Raw genomic sequence first — 13,717 nt, 5'->3', positions numbered from 1 at the left:
GCATTTACCGCCATGACCCGGATCGACTTCCATACCAATATCCCCGACAAGCTCGGCTACGCCTGCCGGCTGGTGCGCAAGGCCTATGCCGCGCGCGGCAAGGTCGTGCTGCTGGCCGAGACCAGCGACCAGGCCGACCAGTTGAACGAAGCCCTGTGGACCCTGTCCGGCACCGATTTCATCCCGCACGTGATGGCCGGCGACCCGCTGGCGCCCGAGACGCCGGTGATCGTCACGGTCGACGAGCGCGCCGAGCTGCCGCACCGCGACATGCTGGTCAACCTGACCCGCCGCACTCCCGAGGGCTTCGACCGCTTCGCGCGCGTGTTCGAGATCATCTCGACCGACGAGGAAGACGCCGCTGCCGGGCGTGCCCGCTACGTCGCCTACCGCAAGCAGTCGTATCCGCTGACCCATTTCGTGGCAGGCCAATCATGAGCGACACCCCCTCCTTCGACGAGATCCCGGTACTGACCGAGGTCGTGGCCGAGCCGGCGCCGGCCGCCATGCCGGACGAGGTGCCGGACGAGGTGCCGGCCCCTGCGCCGTCCGGCGACGCTGCCGCCGGCGCTCCGCCGCCCGCCACCGACGATACCGGGGCGATTCCCGTTCCTGACGTAGCGGCCGGGACTGCGCCGGCCGAAGCGGCACCGGCCCAGGCCCTCGACGACGACGCCTGGCGCACCCTCGAGGAGCGCCTGGTCACGCGCGTGCTGGACCGCCTGCAGCCGCGCATCGATCTGGTGCTGGAAGACCAGGTGCGCGACCAGATGGCGATCGTGCTCGACCACGTCGCCGAGCGCCTGGGCCAGGAGCTGCGGGCCGCGCTGCAGCAGTCGATCGAACACGTCGTCGCCCGCGCCGTCCAGCAGGAACTGGCCCACCTGAGCGCGCGCCGGGCCTGAGCGTTTCGCTGCCTTTCCGCCCCGTTGCGGGGCGTGCGTGCACCCGTCATGTGCATCGCTTCATAAAGCTTTGCCAAGTCCGGGATTTGATGTACCTTTGCCTTGCGTAATTAACACTCCCTGGAGACAAAGCATGCAGGCCACCATCAAATTCGCCCTCTTCCCGGCCGCCGTCGCGCTGGCCTTCACCGGTTCCGCCTGGGCCCAGCAAGTCGTCAAGATCGGCCATGTGGCGCCGATCTCCGGACCTAGCGCCCACCTCGGCAAGGACAACGAGAACGCCGCGCGCATGGCGATCGACGAACTCAACGCCAAGGGGTTCACGATCAACGGCCAGAAGGTCACGCTGCAGCTGATCTCCGAGGACGACGGCGCCGATCCCAAGCAGGGCACGGCGGTCGCGCAAAAGCTGGTCGACGCCAAGGTCAACGGCGTGATCGGCCACCTGAACTCGGGCACCACGGTGCCGGCCTCCAAGATCTACAACGACGCCGGCATCGTGCAGATCTCGCCGGCCACCACCGCCCCCGCCTACACCCGCCAGCACTTCCCGGGCGCCTTCCGCGTGGTGGCGAGCGACGCCAAGCTGGGCGGCACGCTGGCGAAGTATGCGGCCAACACCCTGAAGGTGAAGAACATCGCCATCATCGACGACCGCACCACCTACGGCCAGGGCGTGGCGGACGAATTCGTGAAGGGCGCCAAGGCCGCCGGGATGCGCATCGCGGGCCGCGAATTCACCAGCGACAAGGCGACCGACTACACCGCCATCCTCACCTCGATCAAGGCGAAGAAGCCGGACCTGATCTTCTTCGGCGGGATGGACTCGGTGGCCGGCCCCATGCTCAAGCAGATGAAGGCGCTGGGCATCCAGGCGACCTTCATGGGCGGTGACGGCATGTGCACCGAGGCGCTGGGCCGCCTGGCCGGCGACGGCCTCGTCGACGGCAAGGTGATCTGCGCCGAAGCGGGCGGCGTCAAGGGACCGCAGGAAAAGGTGATGGACGACTTCCGCGCCCGCTACAAGAAGAAGTTCAACCAGGACGTGCAGCTGTACGCGCCCTATGTGTACGACTCGGTGATGGTGATGACGACCGCGATGCAGAACGCCAAATCGGCCGATCCGGCCAAGTACCTGCCGACCCTCAAGGCCATCAAGTACGAGGGCGTGACCGGGACCATCCAGTTCGACCAGAACGGCGACATCAAGGACGGCGCCCTGACCCTGTACACCTACAAGGGCGGCAAGCGCAGCAAGATCGACGTGGTGCGCTGAACCTTGATCCGCGAGCGGACATGAAAAAAGCGCCCTGCTCATGGGGCGCTTTTTCATCGGGCCGGCGCAGCTTATTTTTGCGACAGCACCCACTTGACCAGGCTATGGGCTTCGGCCTCGCTGACCTGCGGATTGGCCGGCATCGGCACCGGCCCCCAGACGCCTGAACCGCCCTTCATGACTTTTTGCACCAGCTTGTCCTCGGCGCCTTTCTGGCCCGCGTACTTGGCAGCAACGTCCTTGTAGGCAGGACCGACCAGCTTGGTGCCGATCGCGTGGCACGCCATGCAGTTCTTGGCCTTTGCCAGGTCGGCTTGCGCGAAGGCGCTACTCGACACCAACGCCGAGACCGCCATCAACATCATCAGGGAACGTTTCATTCCGTACTCTCCAAAGTGAAATCCTGTGCAGATTCTATCCTGTTTCCCTTGCAAGGGCAGCAGGGATACAGTCGGTAACGGCTGATACACATTTTGGTTGACGGAAGGGCAGGATTCCGTTGCTGCGAAGCACTATTATTGTAAGATGAACGCCGAAAGGAATTCTCATGCCGCTCATCCTCCTGTTAGCCGCCCTGGTCGTCCTGCGCTTTTTCGACGTCTGGCGCTTCGCCCAACTGTCCTGGTGGTGGATCGCCCTGCTGGCGGTAGTCGCCTTCATCTGGTTCGAATTCATCGAAAAGCTGCTCGGCCTGGACAAGAAAAAGGAGCACAAGGCCGACGACGCGCGCCGCAAAGAGCGTGTCAAGCAAACCTTCGACAAACATAAATAAACCTCAAACCGGGGTCAGAGCCCGATTTTTGGAAATTGCCCAAAATCGGGCTCTGACCCCGGTTTGTGCTAACTCCATATCACATGAGCCTGGAACTTCGCCAGCTGCGCTACTTCGTCACCGTCGCCGAGGAGCTGCATTTCGGCCGGGCGGCGGCGCGGCTGCACATGACGCAGCCGCCGCTGTCGCAGGCCATCGCGGCGCTCGAAGAGTTGCTGGGTGCGCCACTGTTCGTGCGCAACCGCCGTACCGTCGAGCTGGCCCCGGCCGGCAGTGCCCTGCTGCCCGAAGCCCGCCGCCTGCTGCTCGAGGCCGACGCGCTGCCGGAACTGGCGCGCCGTGCCGCCGCCGGCGAAGCGGGACGCCTCTCGCTGGCCTTCGTCACCTCCTGCGACTACAGCGTGCTGCCGCCCTTCCTGCGCCGCTACAGCGAGCGCTACCCAGGCGTCCACCTGAATCTGCTCGAAGCGACCTCCGACGTGCAGTTTGATGCGCTGCTGCGCGGACGCGTCGACGCCGGCTTCCTGATCCCGCCGCTGCCCGACAAGGCCCTCGACGAACTCGATTACATGAAGGTGCTGGAAGAGCCGCTGATCCTGTGCGCACCGGCCGGACTCGAGGTACTTCGGGATCGCGCGCCCGTGCGCCTGCAGGACCTACCGCGCCTGCCCCTGATCATCTTCCCGAGGGATATCTCGCCGGCCCTGCACGACGCCATCCTGTCCTGCTTCCGCGCGGCCGGCATCACCCCCGTGATCGGCCAGCTGGCGATCCAGATGCAGACCATCGTCAGCCTGGTGTCCGGCGGCATGGGCTTGGCACTTGTGCCACAATCGGTGTCCAACCTGATGCGGACCGGCGTAGAATACCGTGCCCTCGCGGACCCGACCCCGCTGGTCGAGACCGGCATCGCCTGGCGCCGCGGCAACGCGTCGCCGGTGCTGAAGGGCTTTCTGGAACTACTGAGGAATCACTGATCATGCTCGTCCATCCGAACCCGGATCCCGTCGCCTTCCACATCGGCCCCCTGGCCATCCACTGGTACGGCATCATGTACGTGCTCGCCTTCGCCCTGTTCATCATCCTCGGCCGCGTACGCATCAAGACCCAGCCGCACATCCAGGCCCAGGGCTGGACCAGGGAAGACCTCGACGACATGCTGTTCTACGGGATGCTCGGCGTGGTGATCGGCGGACGCCTGGGCGAAGTGCTGTTCTACCAGCCGGCCCACTACTTCGCGAACCCGATCGAGATCTTCAAGACCTGGGAAGGCGGCATGTCCTACCACGGCGGCTTCATCGGCGTGCTGCTGGCGATGGCGTTATGGGCCAGGAAGCGCAAGCGCAACCTGCTCGACGTGTACGACTTCATCGCGCCGATGGTGCCGATCGGCTATGCCTGCGGCCGCCTGGGCAACTTCATCAACCACGAGCTGCCGGGCCGCCTGGCCGACCCTTCCCTGCCCTGGGCCATGAAGTGGCCGGGCATCGAGGACCACCTGGTCCATCCGTCGCCGCTGTACCAGATGCTGGTCGACGGCATCCTGGTGTTCGTCATCATGTGGATCTTTGCCAGGAAGCCCAGGCCGCGCCTGGCGGTCGGCGCCCTCTATACCCTGCTGTACGGCTGCGCACGCTTCTTCACCGAATACTTCCGCGTGCCGGACTGGGAGACCCACGTGATGGGCATGCCGATCACCTCCGGCCAGGTGCTGTCGCTGCCGATGATCGTGGCCGGCCTGTTGATGCTGGGATGGGCCTACTCGGGCAACGGCAAGCGCACCGTACACGCTTAAACGTTAAGTACAGCACCGCAAGGGGATGACGATGCGTTTATGGTCATCCCATGAGCAAGGCATTGTCACCAAAAAAGCTGTATGCGATGCGGCGCATGTCGATCGCCTTGAGGCGGGCCGCCGCGGCCCGGCCCTTCGGCGCAGCCACGGACCAGGGCTTGCGCTGGGCCGCGGCCTGGGGCATGTACGCCGGCATCCGCACGCCGCACACGCGCCTGCGCCTGCGGCGCGACACCCTGATCGGCGTCAGTTAGGCGCGCTTGGTCCAACGCCCGCCAGTTGGAGGATCCGCTGCCACTGCCCCGGCGTCACCGGCGACACCGACAGCCGGCTGCCCTTCTGCAGCAGCACCATGTCCTCGAGTTCCGGCACGCCGCGCAATTCCGTCAGCGGCAGATAGCGGCCCTGGGCCACCGCCTGCACGTCGACCGAAATCCAGCGCGGATTTTCCGGCGTCGCCTTCGGATCGAAGTACTTTCCACCATCTTCGAACTGCGAGGCATCCGCATACGGCGTACTGGCGACCCGCGCGATGCCCGCCACGCCCGGCACCGCGCAGCTGGAGTGGTAGAACAGGATGCCGTCGCCGGGCTGCATCTGGTCGCGCATGAAATTGCGGGCCTGGTAATTGCGCACCCCGAACCACGCCACCGTTTTATGCGGTGCCGCGAGGACGTCGTCGAAACTGACTTCATCGGGTTCGGATTTCATCAACCAGTAGCGCATGCGCTTCACTCCACGAACAACAGCACCAATAAAAAAGCGGCTGCGCACGCAAGTGTCGCAACCGCTTCGGGATTATGCCCCGCCTGTGCCGTTTTTGCCGGCATCCCGAACCTAAAGGCTCAAGGTGGTCGCAGTCAGCTCGATTTCGGGTTCGTCAAACTAGTGACGATCGCGCCCACCGAACATGTCCCGCAACCTATGCGAAAGAATGGTTCAAGGAATATATGGCAAATCTCGAACACCGCAGGGTAGACGGCAGTTTACTACGATGAACTGCCATGTCAAACGAATTTGGCCTTAAAGCAGATTTTCCTGCGGCGACAAGGCCTGATCCAACACCGAATGCATCGCTTCCAGTTTCTGCTTGACTTCGAGCATGGACTGGTCTCCGAGCGGGCCTTGCGGCGACTTCACGGACAGGAGTTCGGCCGTCACCGACAGCGCGGCCATGACGGCGATGCGGTCGGTGCCCTTGACCTTGCCCGAGTCGCGCAGCGCGCACATCTTGCTGTCGAGGTAGTGGACCGCTTCGCGCAGCGTGTGCTGCTCGCCTTCCCGGCAGGCCAGGCGATACGACTGGCCCATGATAAGCACGTCAAGGTGGATCATTGGGCGGCCTCGGCGTCGTCGGGGGTGGGTGCCTCGCCCGCTTCAGGGCTGGGGTCGGCGGGTTCCAGCTGGGCCAGCATCGCTTCGACGCGTTGCTGGGCCTGCAGCAGCCGGTTCTTGAAATCGACGTTCTCCGCGCTCAGCAAAGCGTTGGCCTGGCGCAATAGATAGTTCTCGCCGCGCAGCGACTGGGCCAGCTGGGCGAGACGGTCGATTTTATCGGACAGTTCTTGGAATTCGGAAATCATCCGTAACTATAGGATCGAGATCGATTTTTCGTCAACAGGATGCCGTGCCGTGCGCAGGTTTCAAGAAATGAATGGTAGGCTTTTGCGCTTTCCTGCCCTGCGCAGGCCCAGCCGATTGCGAATCCTCAAAAAAGTCTGGCAAATTGCCAACATCTCTGCTTGAAAAGGGAAATTATCGTCCCTATAATTAGCACTCGTTAGTGAGGAGTGCTAACAGCTCCTCGCCCGCCGCCGAATCCGGGGCGGTTTCAAACGAACAGTCAATCAACAATCAAAGGAGTTTTGCATGAACCTTCGCCCATTGCACGATCGCGTGATCGTGAAGCGTCTCGACCAGGAAACCAAAACTGCGTCCGGCCTGATCATTCCAGAGGCAGCGGCCGAGAAACCGGACCAGGGTGAGATTCTCGCCGTGGGCAACGGCAAAGTGCAAGAAAACGGCAACGTCCGTCCGCTGGAAGTGAAAGTCGGCGACCGCGTGCTGTTCGGCAAGTACTCGGGCCAGACCGTCAAGGTCAATGGCGACGAACTGCTGGTCATGCGCGAAGAAGACATCATGGCCGTCGTGGCCCAGTAATTTAGTCCAATACAGACTTCCTGAATACGGAGAAATAGAACATGGCAGCTAAAGACGTAATTTTCGGCGATGTGGCACGCGCCAAGATGGTCGAGGGTGTGAACATCCTGGCCAACGCAGTCAAAGTCACCCTGGGCCCGAAAGGCCGCAACGTGGTGCTGGACCGTTCGTTCGGCGCCCCGACCGTCACCAAGGACGGCGTCTCGGTCGCGAAAGAGATCGAACTGAAAGACAAGCTCATGAACATGGGCGCGCAGATGGTGAAGGAAGTCGCGTCGAAGACCAGCGACAACGCCGGTGACGGCACCACCACCGCGACCGTGCTGGCACAAGCCATCGTGCGCGAAGGCATGAAGTTCGTTGCCGCCGGCATGAACCCGATGGACCTGAAGCGCGGCATCGACAAGGCCGTCATCGCCACCGTCGAAGAACTGAAGAAGATCGCCCGCCCGACCACCACCTCGAAAGAGATCGCCCAGGTCGGCACCATCTCGGCCAACTCGGACGCGTCCGTTGGCGAGCGCATCGCCGAAGCGATGGAAAAAGTCGGCAAGGAAGGCGTCATCACCGTCGAAGACGGCAAGTCGCTGAACGACGAGCTGGACATCGTCGAAGGCATGCAGTTCGACCGCGGCTACCTGTCGCCTTACTTCATCAACAACCCGGACAAGCAGGTTGCCGTTCACGAGAACCCGTTCGTCCTGCTGTGCGACAAGAAGATCTCGAACATCCGTGACCTGCTGCCGGTGCTGGAGCAAGTTGCGAAAGCCGGCCGTCCGCTGGTCATCGTCGCCGAAGACATCGAAGGCGAAGCGCTGGCGACCCTGGTGGTCAACAACATCCGTGGCATCCTGAAGACCGTCGCCGTCAAGGCCCCGGGCTTCGGCGACCGCCGCAAGGCCATGCTGGAAGACATCGCCATCCTGACCGGCGGCCAGGTCATCGCCGAAGAAGTCGGCCTGACCCTGGAAAAAGTCACCCTGGCAGAGCTGGGCCAGGCCAAGCGCATCGAAGTCGGCAAGGAAAACACCATCATCATCGATGGCGCCGGCGCCGCCGAAGCGATCGAAGCACGCGTCAAGATGGTGCGCGTCCAGATCGAAGAAGCGACCTCGGACTACGACCGCGAAAAACTGCAGGAACGCGTGGCCAAGCTGGCCGGCGGCGTTGCCGTGATCCGCGTCGGTGCCGCGACCGAAGTCGAAATGAAAGAGAAGAAAGCACGCGTGGAAGACGCGCTGCACGCCACCCGCGCTGCCGTCGAAGAAGGCATCGTTCCTGGCGGCGGCGTGGCCCTGCTGCGTGCCCGCGCTGCGATCAACGTGCAAGGCGACAACCCGGACCAGGAAGCCGGCATCAAGATCGTGCTGCGCGCGATGGAAGAGCCGCTGCGCATGATCGTCCAGAACGCCGGTGAAGAGCCGTCGGTCGTGGTGTCCGCCGTCCTGGCCGGCACCGGCAACTACGGCTACAACGCCGCCAACGGCACCTATGGCGACATGGTCGAAATGGGCGTGCTGGATCCGGCCAAGGTCACCCGCTCGGCACTGCAGAACGCAGCGTCGATCGCCGGCCTGATGCTGACCACCGACTGCATGGTCTCCGAGATCGTCGAAGACAAGCCGGCCGGCGGCATGGGCGGCATGGGCGGCATGGGTGGCATGGGCGGCATGGACGGCATGATGTAATCAGCCGGACGGCGCAAGCCAACCGACGTAGTAAAGTAAAGCCCGCGGGGTTCGCCCCGCGGGCTTTTTTACGTCATGGGGGCAAGTGAATGGCATCGATCAAACTGGACGAACTGGAAAACGCGGCCATCCTGGTCGACGACGGCGAGGGCAGCGCCAAAGCCCTGGTGTCGCGCGAGACCGGCATGATCCACCTGCTCAACGACGAGTACATGGACGAGGAAGCGCCGCTGCCGGGCGACATCGAGGTCAGCGGCCAGTACGTGTCGGTGCCCGCCGCCAGCGAGCTCGGCCTGGGCCGCGAACTGATGTTCCGCTTTGCCGCCGGCCACCTGCCCGGCGACCGCGAAACGGTGCGTGAACTCTTCGAACGCGGCGACGGCTACGAGCGCTTCGCCCGCCTGCTCGAGGAGCGCGGCGTGCTCGACGCCTGGTACCGCTTCCGCGAGGATGAAACCCGCACCGCGTTGGAAGGCTGGTGCCGGCAGCATGGGCTGGAATTCGACCCGGCCAAGCCGGCAACCTAGCCACGGTGCGCCGAGGGACCCGGAAGCCGGCGCCGGCTTCCCGCCGTCACACGGTCAGCGTCGTTTGCCCTGGCGCGACCTGCCGTCGACGAAGCTCAGCGTCTGCACCGGCCCCTCGCCGTTCATCTCGAAACGCACGCTCGCGTCCTTCTCGCGGATGAAGTAGTCGACGTCGCCGGCCGGCACCAGCTCGACCGGGTCGGGTCCCAGCGGCGGTCCGGACATGTACAGCCGCTCGCCGCGGCGCTCGACGTGCAGCACGATGTTCGAGACCTGGTAGTCGCCTGCGAAGCGCTCGTACAAGGCGGCGTTCGCCGGTGCAGCCGTCCGTTCGACGGCCCGGTAATCCTGCCAGCCATACTCGGTCGCGATGCTGCGCATCAGTTCCTCGATCAGCGGCCAGGCGCCGGCGCCGTTGGCCAGGACGACCGCGCCCTGCCCGCTTCCCACGTAGCCGAACATCAGCGCCTGGTAGCCGCCGTTCGCCCCGCTATGGTGAAAAACACGCTGCATTCCCTGATGGTCGAGTTCGAAACCCAGTCCGTAGTCCTTGCCCACCGGCGTGAACAGCATGTCTGCCTGGCCCTGGCTCAGGAATGGCCCGCCGTGGCCGCCAGCTGCGCGCTGCAGCGCGATCACCATGCGTGCTAGGTCGCTTGCGGTACTCCACAGGCCGGCCGCCGCCAGTTCCGGATAGCGGCGCCAGCGGCCTTCGATGACGCTGCCGTCCGGCGCATGGCCGTAGGCGACGCGCGCCGCCAGCCGGGATGGCGGCGCCTCGGCGAACAGGCTGTCGCGCATGCCCAGCGGTGCGAATACGCCGTCGCGCGCAAGGTCTTCGAAAGGGCGGCCGGCGGCGTCGATCAGGTATTGCTGGAGTACGGCATACCCGAGGCTCGAATACGCGTAGCGGCTGCCCGGCACGGCCTGGACCTCGGCCTTCGGATTGTGCGCCGGCGGCGCTCCCTCCAGCACTTGTACCAGGGTCGGCAAAGGCTCGGCGGCGCCGTAGCCCGGCACGCCGCCCGGCGGCATGCCGGCCGTATGGCTCAACAGGGAGCGCGCGGTAACGGCCTGCGCGCCGGGCAGCCTCCATGCGCGCAGGCGCCGGTTGATGTCTTCGTCGAGCCCGATCCTGCCCTGCCCCGCCAGCCGCATGCTCAGGATGGCGGTGACGGGCTTGCTGATCGACGCGGCCTGGAACAAGGTATCCGGCGTGGCCGGACGGCCGCTGGCGGCATCGGCAACCCCGTAGGCCTGCGCCCACGCAAGCTTGCCGCCGTCGATCACGGCCACGCTCAGCCCCGGCACGTGCAAGGCGCGCATGCGCTCGGCCAGTGCCATGGTCCTGGCCGGCTCGCCGCGTACCGCGACCGGGTGGCGCAAACCGTTCTCGACGCGCTCGATGCGTGCGGCCGCGGCCATGTCGGCGTCGGCTGGCTCGGCCGGGGCGCCGACCGCCCATGCGGCGGCGCACAGGAACAGAGCGGCGGAACGGAGCTGGCTGGACGGTTTCCACATGGGCATCACTCAGGCTGGTCCTTGTCAAGCTGACTCTAGCACCGAACGCGGCATATCAGCAATAATTTATTCCACACTGTAGCAGTACCTGATGCTTCTCCATGGCATTCATGGCCAGCGCCAGGCCACCGGATGTTGCCCAAGAACTATGCTAGGTGTAGACTGGTTTTTTGGTCCACCAGCTCTCCATCCATGTCCACGCATCCTGCCCGCCTGCTCGGCGCCACCCTGCTCGCCCTGTGCGTTCTTGCCGCCTGCAAGCGCGAAGCGCCGCCGCCGCCCAAGCCGGTCGTCGCCGAGGCGCCCGCCGCGCCTGCGCGCACGCGCGACCAGGCCATCGCCCAGCTGATGGCGCTGCCGGAGATCAAGGCATGGTCGGAACAGATCGAGAAAGCCTCGCACGGCAAGGTGCACGGCGCCGTGATCGAGGACGATCCCGCCCCGCGCGTCATCGACGGCAAATCCTATTACCAGCTCAGCTTCGTCGAGAACCGCAAGCAGAACGTGCACCGCCGCGCCAGCTTCCTGGTCGCGAAGAATGGCGACGATATCCTGGTCGAGGATGCGGACACCGACACCCTGCAGTCGGTGTCCGAGTGGCGCCGCAATATCCAGCGCGTCGAATTAAAATCGAACTGACAAAACCTGGGTTCCCGCCTACGCGGGAACGACGTGATGCGTTTGATGGAACGCAAATCTGCTGCACGTTAATGCGCTTATCGTAGTCAGCGCCGCTGGCTGTGAGGTGCCGCCGCATGCAAACGCGACGGTGCCACTCCTCCCCCGGCCGGCGGCTCCTATCGTCCACGCCACTCCGCCAGGTAATGCTGGGGCGTCCTGCCCAGCAATTTCCTGAACATGTTCGTGAACGCGCTCGGGCTGGCATAGCCCAGCGTGCGCGCGATCGCGCCGACGCCTTCCCCGCGCGCCAGCATCTCGAAAGCATGCGCCAGGTGCACCTGCTGCACCCACTGCCGATAATGCAGCCCGGTCTCCTTCGGGAACAGGCGGATCAGGGTGCGCACGCTGGCGCCGGCGTCCGAAGCAAGGTCGTCCAGCCGGCGCGGGCTGCCCGGCCGCCCCATGATCTCCGCGCACAGGGCCTGCAGGCGGCGGTCGCGCGGCCACGGCACGGCGATCGGCACCGTCTCCATCGCCGCCAGCTCGGACAGGATCAAGCGCGCCAGGTCGCCGCCGCGGCCGTCCGGCGGATAATCGACCGGTTCCAGCGCCAGCGCCAGGATCAGCTCGCGCAGCAGCGGGCTCACTTCCAGCACCCGGCAATCGGCGACCAGGCTGGCGGCCGCGTCGGCGTCGATGTAGAGGGTGCGCATATTCACGTGGCTGAGCATGGTCAGCTCGTGCAGCACGCCGGGCGCGATCAGGAGCGCGCGGCGCGGCGGGATGAGCCACACGCCGTGCTCCGTGCGCACCCGCATCACGCCCTCGCTGGCGTACAGCAGCTGCACCCAGGGGTGGCTGTGGGCTTCGATCGTCTCGCCGTGCCGGGCTTCGGACGGCACCGCCGTCACGCGGCGCGGCAGCGCGAGGAATTTCGGGCGGAAGCGTGGGGAAGGCGAGAGTGTCACTTGGGCGACGAATAATGGAATATGCGTTCGAATTACCCATATTACACTGGCGGGCCATCCAGATCAGCCTTGCCATGACCATCTCGACGACTACCACCGGTACCAGGACCGCGCAAACCGGCACCGTCCTGCAAATCCTGTTTTCGGTCGCCTTCGTCCACCTGCTGAACGACTGCGTGCAGGCCGCGCTGCCGGCGATCTACCCCTTGCTCAAGCAGGAGTTCGCGCTCAGCTTCGCGCAAGTAGGCTTGATTACCCTGACCTTCCAATGCACCGCCTCGCTGCTGCAGCCCTGGATCGGCCTGTACACCGACAAGCGCCCGATCCCCTTCCTGCTGCCGATGGGGATGTGCATGACCCTGCTGGGCGTGGCCCTGCTGTCGATGGCGGGCAGCTTCGGCATGCTGCTGCTGGGCGCCGGCATGATCGGGGTCGGTTCCTCGACCTTCCATCCGGAGGCGTCGCGGGTGGCGCGCCTGGCCTCGGGCGGGCGCTTCGGCTTCGCCCAGTCGCTGTTTCAGGTCGGCGGCAACCTCGGCTCGGCGCTCGGCCCGCTGCTGGCGGCCGCGATCCTGGTCGGCCGCGGCCACGGCAAGTTCGCCTGGTGCGCGGTGCTGGTCGTGCTGGCGGTAATGGTGCTGGTGGGCGTGAGCCGCTGGTACGGCAGCCACCTGAAAAACGCGTCGAAGAAGGCGGCCGCGCACGCCGGCCCGCCGCTGCCGCGCAAGCGCGTGTTCCAGGCGCTGGCGGTGCTGGCGATGCTGGTGTTCTCGAAGTACATCTACATGGCCAGCCTGTCGAGCTACTACACGTTCTTCCTGATCGAGAAATTCCACGTGCCGGTCGGCACCGCGCAGATGTACCTGTTCCTGTTCCTGGCCTCGGTGGCGGTCGGCACCTTCGCCGGCGGCCCGATCGGCGACCGCATCGGCCGCAAGCGCGTGATCTGGGTCTCGATTCTGGGCGCGGCACCGTTCACGCTGGCCCTGCCCTACGCCAGCCTGTTCTGGACCGGTGTGCTGTCGGTAGTGATCGGGCTGGTGATGTCCTCGGCCTTCTCGGCCATCGTGGTGTTTGCCCAGGAGCTGGTGCCGGGCAAGGTCGGCATGATCGCCGGGATCTTCTTCGGCCTGATGTTCGGCATCAGCGGCATCGGCGCCGCCGCGATGGGGCATATTGCCGACGTTGCCGGCATCGAGCAGGTGTACCGGATTGCGTCCTTCCTGCCGCTGCTGGGGATCCTCGCCGCGCTGCTGCCGAATATGGAAAAGTCCCGCGCTTGAGCAGCTCACGCTGAAAAACACGGCGCAGCATGCGCCGATTCGGAGTATGCTTTTATCATCCAAGCGCCGTACTGCATGAAGTGACCCGCACCTGCCTGGTCGCAGCAATTCAACGGAAACGCATGGAACACGGCCGTCAGCGACGGCCACTCTCCGGCACGACGCAAGTGGTACAGGGAGCCGTGCGAGATCTCTAGCGGA

18 protein-coding genes and 1 other RNA gene are annotated in these 13,717 nt (G+C 65.0%); 12 read left to right on the top strand and 7 right to left on the bottom strand.

From position 1 onward, the window contains the following. Window positions 1-12 precede the first annotated feature (12 nt). The 3 genes from ACI48D_RS03360 (at window position 13) to ACI48D_RS03350 (ending at window position 2,181) form a co-directional block, all read left to right on the top strand. Complete coding sequence (locus ACI48D_RS03360; RefSeq protein ID WP_435569792.1) at window positions 13-438, top strand: DNA polymerase III subunit chi; 426 nt, start codon at window positions 13-15, stop codon at window positions 436-438. After that, window positions 435-905, top strand: a complete 471-nt coding sequence (locus tag ACI48D_RS03355; RefSeq protein ID WP_435569791.1) for a hypothetical protein — start codon at window positions 435-437, stop codon at window positions 903-905. The genes ACI48D_RS03360 and ACI48D_RS03355 overlap by 4 nt, the downstream gene beginning before the upstream one ends. A 133-nt stretch (window positions 906-1,038) precedes the next feature. Next, the gene (locus ACI48D_RS03350) at window positions 1,039-2,181 is read left to right on the top strand and encodes a branched-chain amino acid ABC transporter substrate-binding protein (RefSeq protein WP_435569790.1); all 1,143 of its coding nucleotides are present in this window, start codon (window positions 1,039-1,041) and stop codon (window positions 2,179-2,181) included. A gap of 71 nt (window positions 2,182-2,252) precedes the next feature. Here ACI48D_RS03350 and ACI48D_RS03345 read toward each other — a convergent pair whose 3' ends face one another. Next, window positions 2,253-2,561 (bottom strand): c-type cytochrome, encoded by a 309-nt coding sequence (locus ACI48D_RS03345; RefSeq protein ID WP_435569789.1) that lies wholly within the window; start codon window positions 2,559-2,561, stop codon window positions 2,253-2,255. 167 nt (window positions 2,562-2,728) lie between these two features. Here ACI48D_RS03345 and ACI48D_RS03340 point away from each other — a divergent pair, with 167 nt between their 5' ends. The 4 genes from ACI48D_RS03340 to ACI48D_RS03325 all read left to right on the top strand — a co-directional run bounded on the left by ACI48D_RS03340 (window position 2,729) and on the right by ACI48D_RS03325 (window position 5,002). Further along, window positions 2,729-2,953: a TIGR04438 family Trp-rich protein gene (locus tag ACI48D_RS03340; protein WP_435569788.1), complete on the top strand. Its 225-nt coding sequence runs from the start codon at window positions 2,729-2,731 to the stop codon at window positions 2,951-2,953. 83 nt (window positions 2,954-3,036) lie between these two features. Beyond that, window positions 3,037-3,930: a LysR family transcriptional regulator gene (locus ACI48D_RS03335; RefSeq protein ID WP_435569787.1), complete on the top strand. Its 894-nt coding sequence runs from the start codon at window positions 3,037-3,039 to the stop codon at window positions 3,928-3,930. Window positions 3,931-3,932: 2 nt separating this feature from the next. After that, window positions 3,933-4,748, top strand: a complete 816-nt coding sequence (gene lgt / locus ACI48D_RS03330; protein WP_435569786.1) for a prolipoprotein diacylglyceryl transferase — start codon at window positions 3,933-3,935, stop codon at window positions 4,746-4,748. A 50-nt stretch (window positions 4,749-4,798) separates the two neighbouring features. Further along, entirely contained in the window at window positions 4,799-5,002 is a 204-nt protein-coding gene (locus tag ACI48D_RS03325; RefSeq protein WP_435569785.1) for a hypothetical protein, read from the top strand. On the opposite strand, the gene ACI48D_RS03320 is transcribed toward ACI48D_RS03325, so the two are convergent. The 4 genes from ACI48D_RS03320 to ACI48D_RS03305 form a co-directional block, all read right to left on the bottom strand. After that, window positions 4,995-5,474: an EVE domain-containing protein gene (locus tag ACI48D_RS03320; RefSeq protein WP_435569784.1), complete on the bottom strand. Its 480-nt coding sequence runs from the start codon at window positions 5,472-5,474 to the stop codon at window positions 4,995-4,997. The two genes, ACI48D_RS03325 and ACI48D_RS03320, sit on opposite strands and share 8 nt — an antisense overlap. Window positions 5,475-5,546: 72 nt before the next feature. Continuing rightward, window positions 5,547-5,727, bottom strand: a non-coding RNA gene (gene ssrS / locus ACI48D_RS03315) — 6S RNA. A gap of 44 nt (window positions 5,728-5,771) precedes the next feature. Further along, window positions 5,772-6,083 carry a cell division protein ZapA gene (locus ACI48D_RS03310; RefSeq protein WP_435569783.1) on the bottom strand — a complete coding sequence of 104 codons (312 nt, stop codon included), beginning with the start codon at window positions 6,081-6,083 and terminating at the stop codon, window positions 5,772-5,774. Then, window positions 6,080-6,331, bottom strand: a complete 252-nt coding sequence (locus ACI48D_RS03305; protein WP_435569782.1) for a hypothetical protein — start codon at window positions 6,329-6,331, stop codon at window positions 6,080-6,082. Before ACI48D_RS03305 ends, ACI48D_RS03310 begins: the two co-directional genes overlap by 4 nt. A gap of 286 nt (window positions 6,332-6,617) precedes the next feature. Between ACI48D_RS03305 and groES the strand changes: the two genes are divergently transcribed. The 3 genes from groES to ACI48D_RS03290 all read left to right on the top strand — a co-directional run bounded on the left by groES (window position 6,618) and on the right by ACI48D_RS03290 (window position 9,123). Further along, a complete protein-coding gene (gene groES, locus ACI48D_RS03300; protein ID WP_435569781.1) occupies window positions 6,618-6,908 on the top strand; it encodes a co-chaperone GroES in 291 nt (96 codons plus the stop codon). Between the two features lie 41 nt (window positions 6,909-6,949). Further along, a complete protein-coding gene (groL, locus tag ACI48D_RS03295; RefSeq protein ID WP_435569780.1) occupies window positions 6,950-8,596 on the top strand; it encodes a chaperonin GroEL in 1,647 nt (548 codons plus the stop codon). 89 nt (window positions 8,597-8,685) lie between these two features. Continuing rightward, entirely contained in the window at window positions 8,686-9,123 is a 438-nt protein-coding gene (locus ACI48D_RS03290; RefSeq protein WP_435569779.1) for a hypothetical protein, read from the top strand. Window positions 9,124-9,177: 54 nt separating this feature from the next. Here ACI48D_RS03290 and ACI48D_RS03285 read toward each other — a convergent pair whose 3' ends face one another. Further along, the gene (locus ACI48D_RS03285) at window positions 9,178-10,650 is read right to left on the bottom strand and encodes a serine hydrolase domain-containing protein (protein WP_435569778.1); all 1,473 of its coding nucleotides are present in this window, start codon (window positions 10,648-10,650) and stop codon (window positions 9,178-9,180) included. 186 nt (window positions 10,651-10,836) lie between these two features. Here ACI48D_RS03285 and ACI48D_RS03280 point away from each other — a divergent pair, with 186 nt between their 5' ends. Beyond that, window positions 10,837-11,283 carry a hypothetical protein gene (locus ACI48D_RS03280; RefSeq protein ID WP_435569777.1) on the top strand — a complete coding sequence of 149 codons (447 nt, stop codon included), beginning with the start codon at window positions 10,837-10,839 and terminating at the stop codon, window positions 11,281-11,283. 158 nt (window positions 11,284-11,441) lie between these two features. Here ACI48D_RS03280 and ACI48D_RS03275 read toward each other — a convergent pair whose 3' ends face one another. Further along, window positions 11,442-12,233, bottom strand: a complete 792-nt coding sequence (locus ACI48D_RS03275; RefSeq protein ID WP_435569776.1) for an AraC family transcriptional regulator — start codon at window positions 12,231-12,233, stop codon at window positions 11,442-11,444. A 74-nt stretch (window positions 12,234-12,307) separates the two neighbouring features. Here ACI48D_RS03275 and ACI48D_RS03270 point away from each other — a divergent pair, with 74 nt between their 5' ends. Beyond that, entirely contained in the window at window positions 12,308-13,516 is a 1,209-nt protein-coding gene (locus ACI48D_RS03270; protein ID WP_435569775.1) for an MFS transporter, read from the top strand. The last annotated feature ends 201 nt before the right edge of the window (window positions 13,517-13,717 follow it).

Origin of the sequence: Massilia sp. LXY-6, assembly GCF_051233485.1 — a bacterium.
In the GTDB taxonomy this organism is placed as follows: domain Bacteria; phylum Pseudomonadota; class Gammaproteobacteria; order Burkholderiales; family Burkholderiaceae_D; genus Telluria.
This window is presented reverse-complemented; position numbering and strand designations above follow the sequence as displayed.

Excerpts from the sequence above, each read along its gene's own strand:
- ACI48D_RS03360 (WP_435569792.1), top strand. The coding sequence starts at position 13 with ATGACCCGGATCGACTTCCATACCAATATCCCCGACAAGCTCGGCTAC.
- ACI48D_RS03355 (WP_435569791.1), top strand. The coding sequence starts at position 435 with ATGAGCGACACCCCCTCCTTCGACGAGATCCCGGTACTGACCGAGGTC.
- ACI48D_RS03350 (WP_435569790.1), top strand. The coding sequence starts at position 1,039 with ATGCAGGCCACCATCAAATTCGCCCTCTTCCCGGCCGCCGTCGCGCTG.
- ACI48D_RS03345 (WP_435569789.1), bottom strand. The coding sequence starts at position 2,561 with ATGAAACGTTCCCTGATGATGTTGATGGCGGTCTCGGCGTTGGTGTCG.
- ACI48D_RS03340 (WP_435569788.1), top strand. The coding sequence starts at position 2,729 with ATGCCGCTCATCCTCCTGTTAGCCGCCCTGGTCGTCCTGCGCTTTTTC.
- ACI48D_RS03335 (WP_435569787.1), top strand. The coding sequence starts at position 3,037 with ATGAGCCTGGAACTTCGCCAGCTGCGCTACTTCGTCACCGTCGCCGAG.
- lgt (WP_435569786.1), top strand. The coding sequence starts at position 3,933 with ATGCTCGTCCATCCGAACCCGGATCCCGTCGCCTTCCACATCGGCCCC.
- ACI48D_RS03325 (WP_435569785.1), top strand. The coding sequence starts at position 4,799 with ATGAGCAAGGCATTGTCACCAAAAAAGCTGTATGCGATGCGGCGCATG.
- ACI48D_RS03320 (WP_435569784.1), bottom strand. The coding sequence starts at position 5,474 with ATGCGCTACTGGTTGATGAAATCCGAACCCGATGAAGTCAGTTTCGAC.
- ACI48D_RS03310 (WP_435569783.1), bottom strand. The coding sequence starts at position 6,083 with ATGATCCACCTTGACGTGCTTATCATGGGCCAGTCGTATCGCCTGGCC.
- ACI48D_RS03305 (WP_435569782.1), bottom strand. The coding sequence starts at position 6,331 with ATGATTTCCGAATTCCAAGAACTGTCCGATAAAATCGACCGTCTCGCC.
- groES (WP_435569781.1), top strand. The coding sequence starts at position 6,618 with ATGAACCTTCGCCCATTGCACGATCGCGTGATCGTGAAGCGTCTCGAC.
- groL (WP_435569780.1), top strand. The coding sequence starts at position 6,950 with ATGGCAGCTAAAGACGTAATTTTCGGCGATGTGGCACGCGCCAAGATG.
- ACI48D_RS03290 (WP_435569779.1), top strand. The coding sequence starts at position 8,686 with ATGGCATCGATCAAACTGGACGAACTGGAAAACGCGGCCATCCTGGTC.
- ACI48D_RS03285 (WP_435569778.1), bottom strand. The coding sequence starts at position 10,650 with ATGCCCATGTGGAAACCGTCCAGCCAGCTCCGTTCCGCCGCTCTGTTC.
- ACI48D_RS03280 (WP_435569777.1), top strand. The coding sequence starts at position 10,837 with ATGTCCACGCATCCTGCCCGCCTGCTCGGCGCCACCCTGCTCGCCCTG.
- ACI48D_RS03270 (WP_435569775.1), top strand. The coding sequence starts at position 12,308 with ATGACCATCTCGACGACTACCACCGGTACCAGGACCGCGCAAACCGGC.